12 protein-coding genes and 2 pseudogenes are annotated in these 13,673 nt (G+C 60.7%); all 14 read right to left on the reverse strand.

The features are described 5' to 3' along the window. Positions 1–18: 18 nt before the first annotated feature. Positions 19–261 (reverse strand): DUF2274 domain-containing protein, encoded by a 243-nt coding sequence (locus N2603_RS40770; protein WP_128931751.1) that lies wholly within the window; start codon positions 259–261, stop codon positions 19–21. A 4-nt stretch (positions 262–265) separates the two neighbouring features. After that, entirely contained in the window at positions 266–1,477 is a 1,212-nt protein-coding gene (locus N2603_RS40775; RefSeq protein ID WP_260386623.1) for a TraB/TrbI/VirB10 family type IV secretion system protein, read from the reverse strand. Further along, positions 1,474–2,499, reverse strand: a complete 1,026-nt coding sequence (trbG, locus tag N2603_RS40780; protein ID WP_260424395.1) for a P-type conjugative transfer protein TrbG — start codon at positions 2,497–2,499, stop codon at positions 1,474–1,476. The genes N2603_RS40775 and trbG overlap by 4 nt, the downstream gene beginning before the upstream one ends. Before the next feature lie 5 nt (positions 2,500–2,504). After that, positions 2,505–3,115: pseudogene (trbF, locus tag N2603_RS40785) on the reverse strand (conjugal transfer protein TrbF). A 164-nt stretch (positions 3,116–3,279) separates the two neighbouring features. Beyond that, positions 3,280–4,506, reverse strand: coding sequence for a P-type conjugative transfer protein TrbL (gene trbL / locus N2603_RS40795; RefSeq protein ID WP_260386624.1), 1,227 nt, complete (start codon positions 4,504–4,506; stop codon positions 3,280–3,282). Further along, positions 4,503–4,862 (reverse strand): putative entry exclusion protein TrbK-alt, encoded by a 360-nt coding sequence (gene trbK-alt / locus N2603_RS40800; RefSeq protein WP_260386625.1) that lies wholly within the window; start codon positions 4,860–4,862, stop codon positions 4,503–4,505. The genes trbL and trbK-alt overlap by 4 nt, the downstream gene beginning before the upstream one ends. Next, complete coding sequence (gene trbJ, locus N2603_RS40805; RefSeq protein WP_197957980.1) at positions 4,862–5,590, reverse strand: P-type conjugative transfer protein TrbJ; 729 nt, start codon at positions 5,588–5,590, stop codon at positions 4,862–4,864. The genes trbK-alt and trbJ overlap by 1 nt, the downstream gene beginning before the upstream one ends. Then, on the reverse strand, positions 5,587–8,028 hold the full coding sequence (trbE, locus tag N2603_RS40810) for a conjugal transfer protein TrbE (protein ID WP_260386626.1): 2,442 nt from the start codon (positions 8,026–8,028) through the stop codon (positions 5,587–5,589). Before trbE ends, trbJ begins: the two co-directional genes overlap by 4 nt. Before the next feature lie 10 nt (positions 8,029–8,038). Further along, a complete protein-coding gene (locus N2603_RS40815; RefSeq protein WP_027571460.1) occupies positions 8,039–8,302 on the reverse strand; it encodes a VirB3 family type IV secretion system protein in 264 nt (87 codons plus the stop codon). Further along, positions 8,302–8,625, reverse strand: a complete 324-nt coding sequence (locus tag N2603_RS40820) for a TrbC/VirB2 family type IV secretion system protein (RefSeq protein WP_027571461.1) — start codon at positions 8,623–8,625, stop codon at positions 8,302–8,304. Before N2603_RS40820 ends, N2603_RS40815 begins: the two co-directional genes overlap by 1 nt. A 1-nt stretch (position 8,626) precedes the next feature. Continuing rightward, positions 8,627–9,541 (reverse strand): P-type conjugative transfer ATPase TrbB, encoded by a 915-nt coding sequence (gene trbB, locus N2603_RS40825; RefSeq protein ID WP_260386627.1) that lies wholly within the window; start codon positions 9,539–9,541, stop codon positions 8,627–8,629. 229 nt (positions 9,542–9,770) lie between these two features. After that, complete coding sequence (locus N2603_RS40830) at positions 9,771–11,105, reverse strand: MFS transporter (RefSeq protein ID WP_260386628.1); 1,335 nt, start codon at positions 11,103–11,105, stop codon at positions 9,771–9,773. Between the two features lie 133 nt (positions 11,106–11,238). Next, a complete protein-coding gene (locus N2603_RS40835) occupies positions 11,239–11,664 on the reverse strand; it encodes a ribbon-helix-helix domain-containing protein (protein ID WP_260386630.1) in 426 nt (141 codons plus the stop codon). A 6-nt stretch (positions 11,665–11,670) separates the two neighbouring features. Beyond that, positions 11,671–13,658: pseudogene (locus N2603_RS40840) on the reverse strand (conjugal transfer protein TraG). Positions 13,659–13,673: the final 15 nt, after the last annotated feature.

Below are 13,673 nucleotides of genomic sequence, written 5' to 3' on the forward strand. Positions count from 1 at the left end.
TTTCGGAAACCTTGAGCATCACTGTCCTTCGCCAGCGGCCGGTACGTGGCCTTCACGTTTCAGTTTAGAAAATCCTCGATCCGTGGCCATAAAGCGCGCCAACATGGGAGCGATGAGCTTAGTCGGATCAACCACTTGACCACCCTGACGCGTAAGCGCTTCTGCATATGCAATGAGATCACGATGCACGGCCGCAGGCAGCTCCGTACTCACTTTGACCGGCTTGTCGTCTGGAAGCTCTCCAATTTTGAGTTTTGGCATGTTGTCACCCTCTGTAGGGCGTAAGTATGAGGTCATGATTGACAAGAACACGAACCGGGAATCCAGGTCGCACAGTCAGAGTAGGCTGGATACTGAGACTGCGGCGAACGACCTGCTGTCCGGTTTGATTCAGTGAGTCGGAGGCGCCGTGTCGCAATGCCTGGATGATTGCGCTGTCGTTGCTGTTGGTATCCGAGCCGGCACCCAATTCGGTCCCGACCGCCAGAAACGTCGATAGTGCCGCAGCCTTGAACAGTTCACCCCAGTGATTTTCGACCTGATCTTCGAGGCCTGCATATCCGGCAGTATCAGCGCCAGGCTGCCGCTCGAGAACGATTGAACGTCCATTCGGCATGATCAGTCGGGTCCAAACGAGCAGAACGCGCGACTGGCCGAAAGTGACTTGGCTATCATAGACCCCGATTAGGCGCGCTCCTTGGGGCACTAACAAGAACCGACCGGTGGGCGTGTCGTATACGTTTTCGGTCACTTGCGCGGTGATTTGGCCTGGAAGATCCGATCTAATCCCTGTGATCAGAGCTCCCGGAATCACAGTTCCGGCCTGCACGATGTAGGGTGAAGAGGGCCTGGCGATACGGTCAGAACTGACCGTGCGGCGATCCACAGAACCGCTCACAAAGGCAAGCTTTCGGTCTTGACCGTTTTGCGCGGATCCGTCATCGCCGGTCCCCGCTGCATTCGATGGCACAGCGCGGTCACTTCCAACAGCCGCAGCGACGGGCGGACGTACTTCACTTCCATTGGTCGAAGCGAATAGATGACTGATGCGAGCAGCTTCGGTCTCTTGGCCCCGCCGCTGCTGGTCCGGATCAGCGCCGCTCGTCGGCAACTGACCTTGAGCGGCGAGGATCGGTCGACCGAGGTCCCCGGGGAGCGGCGGACCAAGCTGCGGGATCGACTGGCGCGGGACGCCAGTATAGTCCTTCGGCAGCGTCGTTATGCCGTCGGCCACATTGTGGTGGTCGGTACTGTAAAGTCCATCGGCCGCTTGATTACGTGCGCGATTGTTCTGTAGCGACCACAGCACCGCTCCGCCAACGACAAGCAGGGCAACCGCGCTCCCGCCGGCTAAGACCTTCCGCGACAACCGCATCACGCGCGGATGCTCTGCTCTCAGGCGGAAACTTTCGGACTGCTCGCCTTGTGTCTCCGAGGGAACTGCTTGCTCGTCATCGTTTGCATTCCGGGCGTTCATGTCGACGGCCTCCCATCAGTCCTGACAATCCTGACCTTCTGCTGATGCTCGCCGCCAAGCCGCAGTTCGGCGGCAGCAAACAGCCGATCGACGATCAATACGTTGGCGTAAGCGCGATAGTTGACCAGCTCGCTCTTGCCGTCTGGACCAATGACGAAGAGCGGAGGCATCTCGCCTTGCACGATCCCTGCCGGAAATTCGATGTAGACCTTGCGGCCATCGTCATATGCGGCGAGCGGCCGCCAGGGAGGACTGTCCCCTTCGATGGCATAGCGGGAGATGCGCTGCGGCGGCTCCGGAAGGACGGGCTTCAGAGCGACCGAGCGCGATCGTTCCCGTACAGTTTCTGGATAGTACCAAGCAACGGAGGGCATGTAAGGCCGCTCGCGGGAGCGGAGCTCGATTAGGTAGGTGCGCCGGTCAGTATTGACCACGAGGTTGGTCTCGATCGAAGCTCGCGTCGGCTTGACCAGGATATGGACGCGCCGTGTGTCCCCGGTCCCGCTCTCGGTATCGCCCACGATCCAGCGTACGGTATCTCCGGCCGCGATCGGTCCTGATCCCGTCAACTGTTCTCCCTCCTCGAGCGCGATATCCGTTATTTGCCCCGGTGCGGCGTAAATCTGATAGAGCGCTCCGGGACTGTAGGCGTAGATTTGGGCTGCGTTGAAATACCCCCGCTTGCGCGGCTCAACACGGGCCGCGCTGTTTGCCGTCTCAACCCGGCTCACCGGCTCCGCGTCTTCCTTCCCTACTGACTTACCGCCGAGTGCTGGCTTCCAGAGGGGTGGAACGTGAAGGGGTCTTGGCTTGTCGTCGAGAGCCACAGGAGGCGCCGGCAACGGAGGAACTTCAGCGTCATAGCTGATCTCCGGCGGAATGTAGGTCGCGCACCCGCCAAGCACCGACGAACTAAGCAGGAGAGCGAACAAAAATGCACGTTTCGAGTTCACGAACTCGCGCCGAGCCGAATAGAGCCTACGATGTTGGATGCAACGCTTCGTAGATACTTCTAACGTCATATCGTTCACTGACTCAACTCCTTCGACCAGTTGATGGCGCGGACGTAGACGCCGAGGGGATTCTTGCGCAGGCGTTCGGCATCGCGCGGCGTTTCGATTACGATGGTGAGAATGGCCGTCCAACGCTCGATCGAACTCAACGCGCCGTTGTCGTAGACGCGCTGGGTCCACGCGACCCGAAAGCTTTCTGACGAAGCGCGAATGACGCTCGATACGTCGACGGAGATTTGCTCCTTACCCAGCTTGGCAAAGGGATCATTGTTGCGCGCGTAGTCGTTGAGCGCAGCGGCGCCGCGATCGGTCGTAAAATCATAGGCACGGAGCCAGTTTTGGCGCAGAACGATGCCGTCGGCTGGCAGACCTCTGACATCCTCGATAAAGCGCGCCAGATGGTAAGCGATCTGCGCATCGGTTGGTCGATAGTCGATGTTGGCGGGCGCAACCCTTTGGGCCTGGCCGAGATGATCGACTTCTACCACCCAAGGCGTGATCGATCCCTGGTTAGATTGCCAGACAAGGCTGCCAGCGAGACGGCCGACATCATCAAGCAGCCGAACGCCATCAGGCGCCAGTTCTTGGCTTGCACCCGCGCTGATCCAATGCGTTCGTCCCACACTTGCGCCGCCTTTTGATAAGGCGTAATCGGCTCGGGCATGCGCCCGTAGTGAACTGATGGTCGTTTGAACATCGATGGTTGACCCTGATATCGAGTGATCGCTTTCAAGTCGTGGGATGGAAGGATTTGAGGCGCGCCGTGCGGCGGAGGTGCACTGGTCCGCCTCAGCGCTCTCGTTCGGACAAGTCAACGGAGGAACCACTGCCACCATGATCGCCCGAGCGGACGGCGTGGCCAGCAGCCGAGGCACCGTGCCGAATGGTCTGAGCACGCTTCATGCGGCGAACCCAATCGGGCTGCCCTTCGGCCGAGGTGCTCGTGGCCTGCTCGCCGGCTTGGCCACCCCCGAAGGCAGCCGCTGCTCGGCGCAAAGGACTCATCGCAGCCGAGGCGCCGGCCTCCGCGACGCCAGCAAGGCCGCCGCTTCGATAGGCGGCTGATGCTCCGCTAATGACAGTGCCGCTACCGCGCGCGGCGCCTGCAATCGCGCCGCCAGCGAAACCAGCACCGCCGGCGGCGACACCTGCGCCTACCGCAACAAGGCCGCCGGCCGCAAGGCCTGTTCCAATCGCGGCACCAGCGCCGAGTTGGGGTCCGCCCGATACTAGGCCGTTTGCGATACCCGGACCGAAGATACCGAGGCCCAGCAAAGAGAGCGCCGCAAGCACCAGGGTCATCGCGTCTTCAATGGTCGGCTGCGCGCCGCCGAAACCAGAGGTGAACTGCGAGAACAGGGTCGAGCCGATGCCAACGATGACGGCCAGGACGAGGACCTTGATCCCTGAAGATATAACGTTGCCCAAAATCCGCTCCGCCGCAAAGGCGGTCTTGCCAAACAGGCCAAAGGGAATGAGCACGAAGCCGGCCAGCGTCGTAAGCTTGAATTCAATCAGGGTGACGAAGAGCTGGATCGACAGAATGAAGAAAGCGAGCAGCACCACGCCCCAGGCGAACAGGAGAACGACGATCTGGACGAAATTCTCGAAAAAACTGATGTAGCCCATTAGGTTAGAAATGGAATCGAGCAGCGGTCGACCGGCGTCGAGTCCGACTTGGGCGATCCTTCCCGGTCGCAGGAAATCTGCCGCGGAGAGACTTGAGCCAGACGCTTTCAGCCCAAGTCCGGCAAAGCTCTCGAACATGATACGCGCCAGGCTATTCCAGTTGCCGATAAGGTAGGCAAAGACCCCGACGAAGAGCGTCTTCTTGACGAGGCGCGCTATGATGTCCTCGTCCGTTCCCCAACTCCAGAACAACGCGGCGAGCGTGATGTCGATCGCGGCAAGGGTCGCTGCGAGATACCCAACATCGCTACCGAGCAGCCCGAAGCCGTTGTCGATATAACGTGTGAACGTTTCCAGGAACTGGTCAATGATCCCCGTACCGGTCATGACTTGCTCGTGTCAGGTATCGCCAGCGGTGGATATCCTTGTGGGATTCGGCTCTGATCCTTGGGGGCGGGCGCTAGGCCCGTGGTGGAATCGCTTTGGCCAGCATCTGCGGGACCGTTCTTCTTGCCAAAAAAGCGGCGCCGGTTTTCGGACCAAACCTGCTGGCAATGGCGGTAGCTTGCCGTTTCCTCTGGAGCGACGACGCGGCAGCGCGCGAGGTCGGAGGTCGTCTGCTCTGCCTTTGGTGCCGGCGGAGAATCGTCTCCACCACGGAGTTGGATCGTGCAGGCGGCGACGGCCACTAGGCCGATTGTCGTAAGCAGCGAGAGCGCCCTGAATGCCTTTACATCGGTCATCAATGGAACATCTGCACGTTCGAGGATTGATAGCCCTGTCCTGGCGTCAGGAATCGTCTGAGCTGCTCTCGCCCCAGATCCTGGGCTGAGGCGCGCTGAGCGGCTTCGAGGCTCTGCGCCCTACCCTGCGCCGCCACGGCCGCCGTGAGATCGGCAAGCTGTTGCGCTTGAAGCGCGAGGATCTGGTTGCCGGCTTGAGTTGCCTGCAGGGCGCCGCCGGCACTTTGGCTTGACGTTACAAGTGCGGACGTTTGGATGCGATTGGTATCGAGGTTGCCGACGATTCCGGCCTGAACCCGGAGCGCGTCTTGCGTTGCCGCGTACGTATTTTGCCACCGCGATTGCGCGTTTGTGACAAGCATTTGGCTGGACTGGCTACGAGTAGCTGGCGCGTAGCTCGTCGAGAAGGCGCGATCAATCTGCTGGACGTCGTAGGCGATGCGCTGCGCCTGGGCGAGCAATTGCTGGGTGCGCTGGATCGAGGATTGCAGTTGCTGCAGCGAGGAATACGGCAGGTTAGCCAGGTTCTTCGCTTGGTTGATCAGCATCTGCGCCTCGTTCTGCAACGAGGTGATCTGATTGTTGATCTGCTGCAGCTCTCGTGCGGCAGTCAGGACGTTCTGAACGTAGTTGTTGGGATCGAAGACGATCAGCGCCCGTGCGGGCACCGTGACGCCAAGCAGGAGAGAGATGGCGCTAGCGGCCGCCAATAGACCAAGAGGCTTCATAGCGATTTCTCCAGATTGACGAGATTGGGGATCAGGTCTAGGGCCCAAGCGACGCCACGGTGCTGGAGCCAGGCCGGCACGAAGCCGTCAGGTCCGTGTTCGGCGAGGAGCTGCGCGATGGCAGCCTGGTCTGTCTTCGACGACGCCGCGGTGAATGCGAGCGCAACCTCACCGAGCCCGAGTTCGAACATCCGGTTGCCACGACGGGATTGACAGTAGTAGTCGCGCTTCGGCGTGGCCCTGCTCAGTAGCTCGATCTGGCGGTCATTGAGGCCGAAGCGGCGATAGATGGCAGTGATTTGCGGTTCGATCGCGCGTTCGTTCGGCAGCAACAGGCGGGTCGGGCAGCTTTCGATGATTGCCGGCGCGATTGCGGACCCATCGATGTCAGAAAGCGACTGGGTGGCGAAGATGACGGACGCGTTCTTCTTCCGAAGCGTCTTTAGCCATTCCCGGAGCTGACCGGCAAAATCCTCATCATCGAGGGCAAGCCAACCCTCATCGACAATAAGGAGCGTCGGCCGGCCATCGAGACGGTCCCCAATACGATGGAAGAGATACGCCAGCACGGCCGGCGCAGCACTCGTTCCGATCAAGCCTTCGGTCTCAAACGCCTGGACCGATGCCTCACCGAGACGCTCGAATTCGGCATCAAGCAACCGGCCAGAGGATCCGCCCAGGCAATAGGGTTGCAAGGCGCGTTTTAGGGAGTGCGATTGCAACAGGACTGACAGGCCCGTGAGGGTGCGTTCCTCCCTCGGGGCCGAGGCGAGAGATGTCAGCGCTGACCACAAATGATCCTTGACCTCCGGGGTGATCTCGACCTTTTCCCGTGCCAGGATCGCGCAGATCCATTCCGTGGCCCATCCGCGCTCGGAAGCATCATCGATCCAGGCCAGCGGCTGCAGCGCAACGGGGTTTTCGCTTCCGTCGGACAGCGCGCCGCCGAGATCATGCCAGTCGCCCCCTATGGCGAGCGCGGCCGCCCGGATTGAACCACCGAAATCGAATGCAAAGACTTGAGAGTTCGGGTAACGGCGGAATTGCAGTGCCATCAGAGCGAGCAGTACGGACTTGCCAGCCCCCGTCGGTCCGACCACAAGGGTATGGCCGACGTCACCGACGTGGAGCGAGAATCGGAACGGTGTTGATCCCTCGGTCTTGCCAAACAGAAGAGGCGGACCCTTCAAGTGCAGGTCCCTGGCTTCGCCGGCCCACACGGCCGACATCGGAATCATATGGGCGAGGTTGAGTGTCGATACCGGCGGCTGCCTCACATTTGCATAGACATGCCCCGGCAGACTGCCGAGCCAAGCTTCGACGGCGTTCACCGTCTCGATCATGCAGGTGAAATCGCGCCCCTGAATGACCTTCTCGACCAACCGTAGCTTTTCGTCGGCCGCATTGGGATCGCGGTCCCAGATGGTAATGGTTGCCGTGACAAAGGCTTGTCCGATCTGATCCGACCCGAGCTCCTGCAACGCCGCGTCGGCGTCGATAGCTTTGTTGTGAGCGTCGGTATCGAGCAGCGTCGACGCCTCGTTGGTCATGACCTCCTTGAGGATGGCGCCGATAGACTTTCTCTTTGCGAACCACTGGCGACGAATTTTGGTCAACAGCTTTGTGGCGTCGGTCTTGTCGAGCATGATCGCCCGGGTTGACCAGCGATACGAAAACGCCAGACGATTTAGGTCGTCTAGGATCCCCGGCGTCGTGGTGCCCGGGAAGCCGACAATAGTCAGCACCCGCACATTGGCCGAACCCAGTATCGGCTCGAGCCCGCCGGTCAGCGGCTGGTCCGCCAAAAGCGCATCGATGTACATCGGAATTTCTGGCACCCGAACGCGATGACGCTTGGTCGAGATCGTCGAATGCAGGTAGGTCAGCGTGTCCTGATCATCTAGCCAGATGCATTCCGGCATGAATCCTTCGACGAGTTGAAGCACGCGGTTCGTTTGGTCGATAAACCCCTGGAGGATCTCGCGCGCGTCGGCTCCGACGGCGCGGTCGCGCCCCTCGTAAAGCAGTTGCTCTGCCCTGGCGGCCCCTTCCTCTGGAGGCAGATAGAGGAAGGTCAGGAAGTAGCTGGACTCATAATGAGCACCCGCCTCCTCGAACTGAGCTCTGCGTTCCGCATCGACCAGCGCAGACGCGACATCCGGAAAGGAGCTAGGCGGGTAGGCCCCCGCAAAATGACGCTGCGCCTCGACGAAGACGGCCCAGCCCGATCCCAGGCGACGCAAGGCGTTATTCAGGCGACCGGCGACGCCGACAAGTTCGGCCGGTACCGCGCTGTCGAGGTCAGGCCCACGGAACTTCGCCGTCCGCTGGAACGAACCGTCTTTGTTGAGGATGATTCCCTCGTCGACCAAGGCTGCCCAGGGCAGAAAGTCGGCAAGACGGGCGTTGAAATGGCGATATTCGGCAAGGTTCATCATGACCGAGATCTTAGACGTTGAGATGGCTGGGAATGCGCAGATGTCGGCGCACCACATCGACGAAGGCGGGATCGCGCTTGGCGGCCCAGACGGCGGCCATATGGCCGATGAACCAGAGGACAAGACCGGCAATCCACAGCCGAAGTCCGAGCCCAAGGGCTGCCGCAAGCGTGCCGTTCACGATCGCAACCGATCGCGGCGCGCCGCCCATCAGGATTGGCTCAGTGAGCGCGCGATGAACGGGCACGACAAAGCCTGCCACCTGATCATCCATCAGATCACCACGCCGCCGCCGAAGGAGAAGAACGACAGGAAGAAGCTTGAGGCGGCAAACGCGATCGACAGACCGAACACGATCTGGATCAGCCTGCGGAAACCACCTGACGAGTCCCCGAACGCGAGCGTGAGCCCGGTCACCACGATGATGATGACGGCGATTATCTTAGCGACCGGACCTTCGACCGACTGCAAGATCTGATTGAGTGGCTGCTCCCACGGCATGTTCGAGCCAGCCGCCCATGCCGGCGCCGCTCCCAAAAGCACCGTGCTGAAGGCTGCCAACGATGCACCTCGAAGAAAGGGAAATTGCTGACACATGTCAGTCTCCTGCTGTTGAAAGGCTGTAGTCGCCGGCGGCGCCAAGGCCCGAGACCAGGGCGAGCTCAGCGAGGCGACGGTCAGCACCGCGCCCCGCCAGCACGGGGATAATGTTGATGGTCTCGGCGATCAGGGCACGCGGAACCGTGATGACGGCTTCCTGGATGAGTTGCTCCAGCCGCCGCAGCGCTCCGAGCGCGCTGCCCGCATGGATAGTGCCGATGCCCCCGGGGTGACCGGTGCCCCAGGCCTTGAGCAGGTCGAGCGCCTCGGCACCGCGGACCTCTCCAATCGGGATACGATCGGGACGCAGTCGCAACGAGGACCGAACGAGGTCCGATAGCGTGGCCACACCATCCTTTGTCCGCAAAGCGACGAGATTGGGTGCCTTGCACTGCAGCTCGCGCGTATCTTCGATCAGCACGACCCGATCGGAGCTCTTCGCGACCTCGGCCAGGAGCGCGTTCGTCAAGGTTGTCTTGCCGGTCGATGTCCCGCCGGCGACGAGGATATTCCTCCGTGCGGCGACCGCATCCTTCAGGGTCCTGGCCTGCTCCGAGGTCATGATCCCCGTCGCGGCGTAGTCGTCGAGCGTAAACACTGCGACGGCGGGCTTGCGGATAGCAAAGGTCGGTGCTGCAACGACCGGAGGCAAAAGACCTTCGAAGCGCTCGCCGGTCCCAGGCAATTCGGCCGAGATCCGTGGCGAACCGGCATGCACCTCGGCACCGACGTGATGCGCTACCAGGCGAACAATGCGTTCGCCATCCGCTGCGGACAGAGTTTCGCCTGTGTCGATCAGGCCATTCGACAACCGGTCGACCCACAGCCGCCCATCTGGGTTGAGCATTACCTCGATGATCGTTTCATCCTCGAGGTAGCCCGCAACCGCCGAGCCAAGCGCGCTGCGCAGCATTCGCGCACCGCGCGAACTCGCTTCCGATTGAATAGAATGGATTGCCACGGTTCGCCCCCACGAATGAGGACGCCCAAAGATCGCCCTCAGATGGGGACAATTAGAAAAGCGACCAATGGACTTGGCGCAACAAGCGCTTTCGGTGATCGTAGGCTGGCGTACAAAAAGAATGACTGAGAACCGATATTTGACGGCTACTTAATCGTATCCGTTCGCTGCGAGTTGCTGCTCACCACTCCGCATCGTCATCCGCGGGCAGCAGGATGACTGAATCCTCATACAACCCAACTGACTCGACAGCGTAGGAAACATCAGCCGGCTTGAAGAAGAGGATTGAACTCATCCACGAAGCGATTGATCGGCGCCAGGGCATCGCGAACCAGACGAACGCCGCGATCTGCAGTGCTACGTTGAAACCGAACGCGACTTGATAGGCTTGGACGGGCCTATGGCCATCATTCGCAGACCATTGCTCCAGACTCAGACCTGTCGCGTATTGTGCTAGAAACGCCCAACCAAAGTGCAAAACGTTCAAGGCGCCGTTGGCACGACCGGCAAGCTCGGGCGGAAAGTAATCTGCTATCACCGCGAAGCTGACCACGGTTGCCGTTCCGACAATTGCGACAACAGACCAAGGCAAGATGGATGGCAGAGGCGTTCGCAGGATCAAGGCAAACTCAGCTGCGATGAACAGAACTGCAACCAGCGCCAATATTGTCTCCGCCCCTATTCCCCTTCGTTTGATGCAATGGACCGTCATACCGAATAACCAGGCACCACCGCTAAGTACGATCGACATCATGAAAAGCTGTCTGACGAGACTTGCGCGATCAAGCCCCTCCACGTCGGTCAGCCATGGCGATGCCCACAATCCCTGCAGGGACCAGGCCGATCCAATACAAGCCGCCGACAACGGGGCCATTCGCCAGAAGCGCCGATCTCCAAAAACAGAGCTTAGCGTCGTGGGGGTTGACGCTATCGATGGGACATTGCCTCGTTCGGGCACCACGACATAGATAAAAATGGCCGTGGCACCGGTAGCGGCCGCCAGGATCTCAAAGAGTTGCCTCCAGCCCATCCAGGCGAGTAGGTGTTCAAGGGGAGCCGTAGCGGTCACCGCTCCGAGCGATCCCAGCATGATCATGTAGCCGTTAAGCAAGGCGACTCGTTCCCTGGGGAACCAAAGGATGATGGACTTCAGCCCTGCCGTCAGCGCCGCCGCGACGCCAAGCCCAATCATTCCACGCGCGATCAAGAATGACAGAAAGCTGGTCGATACCGCGAACAGTCCGGCGCCCGCCGCGGCAATCAAGAGTAGAACACTCTGGACGCGACGCGTACCAAAGCGGTCCAGCAAAATGCCGATGGGGATCTGAGCCGCCGCGAAGACAAGGAAATAGACCGACGTAAGCAACCCGAGGTCGGCAGTCCCAAGCCCAGTATCCGAGCTGAGACGACTGGCGATCAAAGCGTTGATCGTTCGAAACAGATACGAAAGATAGTATCCGGCAGCGAAAGGGAGAAAAACGAACGCGATTCGACGCCATGTTGTTGAGATTTGCATGCTGGCCCCTTTTGCTCTCAGCTCGTGCGAGCCGATAGCGCGTCCAGCTTTTTGTCAGATCGGCTGAACTGCTGCGGTCGTAGGCTGGCGTAGAAAAAGAAGGACCGGCGAAAGGGTCTTTCTACTGGTTCAATCAGGTTTCTTCGGCCGATTCCTGACGGCGGATATCTTCTGGGATTTCGCGCAGAAAGCTTTGCCCTTTTTGCAAACGGCGCCCGAGCACCTCGACAAATCCTTCAAAGCGCTCCCTGCCCTTTGCTTGCGCGGCCGCCTGCGCGTCGTTTGGCAACGGTGGTGTGATCGTCAACCAGAACCGGATGAAGAGGGCCAGGGTCTCCGCCGTCAGAGCGACGTCGCGCTCTAACCTCTGCATTTGACGCGACAGCAGATCCAAGCGCCGAGTAAATGCTGCCTCCCGCCTGTCCGCTCCGTCCGGTGACAGAAACGAAGCAACCGCCGCCTCCACGATCGCAGAACGAGAAAGCTTCTTGCGATCGGCGAGTTCCGAGATCTGCTTCAGAAGCTCCGGCGGGAAATACACATTCATCCGGTCGCGCATGATGCCTCAGAGCTCCATGCCGTCATTCGGGTCGAGTGCGGCTTGACGGGCCACACCTCGCATCTGTTGTCGCAAGAGCCGGGACTGACGGACCGCGTCCTCATCGTCGTCAAGAACAACTGCAAACTCCTCTGCCGGTGTCGGCTCGGTCGTCTCCTTGACGATTGCCACGTGGTCGGGCAGTTCGGGCTCTCGCCGAAGACCACTGTTCGCGGTGTCTTCCTCGACCTAGCGGTTTTGTCAGTTGGACCTCCCGGCAGCTTCGGCGTTCCGAGCGCTGACCATCCGTCCGTTCGCGATGATCGACCGGCCTTCGCCGGATTGGGCGGCGGTAGAACCCGCTCGGTGAATCGCCGATCCTCGTAGTAGCGGACCTTCTTCGCGCGGATCGGCGGCGTGCCCGCCACCATGACGATCTCGTCTATTGGCGGAAGCTGCATGACCTCGCCCGGGGTCAGCAGCGGCCTCGCAGTCTCCTGCCGTGAGACCATCAGGTGCCCAAGCCATGGGTTCAACCTGTGCCCGGCGTAGTTCTTCATCGCGCGCATTTCCGTCGCGGTGCCCAGCGCGTCAGACACCCGCTTGGCGGTCCGCTCGTCGTTGGTCGCGAAGCTGACGCGGACGTGACAGTTGTCGAGGATGGCGTTGTTGGGCCCGTAGGCCTTCTCGATCTGATTGAGCGATTGCGCGATCAGAAAACTCTTAAGGCCGTACCCCGCCATGAAGGCGAGCGCAGACTCGAAGAAATCAAGCCGCCCGAGCGCTGGGAACTCGTCGAGCATCATCAGGACTCGATGCCGGCGGTCACGGGCGTGCAAGTCCTCGGTCAGGCGTCGGCCGATCTGGTTCAGCACCAGGCGGATCAGGGGCTTGGTCCGTGAGATATCCGAGGGAGGCACCACAAGATACAGCGTCGTAGGGCGGCTATCTGCGATCAAATCGGCGATCCGCCAGTCGCAACGGCAGGTCACCCGGGCCACGACGGGATCACGGTAGAGCCCGAGAAACGACATCGCGGTGGACAGGACGCCAGAGCGCTCATTCTCGGACTTGTTGAGGAGTTCGCGCGCGGTCGACGCAACCACGGGATGAGCGCCGCGTTCGCCAAGATGCAGCGTTGTCATCATCGCTTTCAGCGTCGCTTCGATCGGCCGCTTCGGGTCGGACAGAAAGCCGGCCACGCCGGCCAACGTCTTGTCCGCCTCGGCATAGAGGACATGGAGGATGGCGCCGACCAGGAGCGAATGACTGGTCTTCTCCCAATGGTTCCGCTTGTCGAGTGAGCCTTCGGGGTCGACCAGGACGTCGGCGACGTTCTGGACGTCACGAACCTCCCATTCCCCGCGCCGGACCTCGAGCAGCGGATTGTAAGCTGAGGATTTCGGGTTGGTCGGGTCGAACAACAGTACGCGGCCATGTCGCGAGCGAAAGCCGGCCGTCAGTTGCCAGTTCTCACCTTTGATGTCGTGCACGATGGCCGAGTCCGGCCAGGCCAGCAACGAAGGAACGACCAAGCCCACCCCCTTGCCGGACCGAGTGGGCGCAAAGCACAAGACGTGCTCCGGCCCGTCATGGCGCAGGTAGTCGTTTTCTAGCTTGCCCAGCACCACACCATCCGGACCGAGAAGTCCGGCCGCTCGAACCTCTTCGGCATCAGCCCAGCGCGCCGAGCCATAAGTCTCGACGTTCTTGGCCTCGCGCGCCCGCCACACCGACATGCCGATCGCCGCCGCGATCGAGACGACGGTCCCCGACGCCGCGATGAAGGCACCCTCGACAAAGACCTGCGGCGCATAGGCGTCGTAGACGAACCACCACCAGAAGAAGACCGGTGGGTAATAGATTTTGAAGCCGAACAGCTCAAACCAGGGTCGCCCAAGCTCCGGCTGCCAGGCGAGCCGCCAAGCCGTCCACTCAGATGCCCCCCAGATGGCCACTAAAACGATCAGGCCGACAACGATCACTTGTCCCCAGAGGATTTTGGTTCCGGACATCTCGAACGCCCTTCC

This window comes from Bradyrhizobium huanghuaihaiense (assembly GCF_025200885.1).
Taxonomy (GTDB): Bacteria; Pseudomonadota; Alphaproteobacteria; order Rhizobiales; family Xanthobacteraceae; genus Bradyrhizobium; species Bradyrhizobium huanghuaihaiense.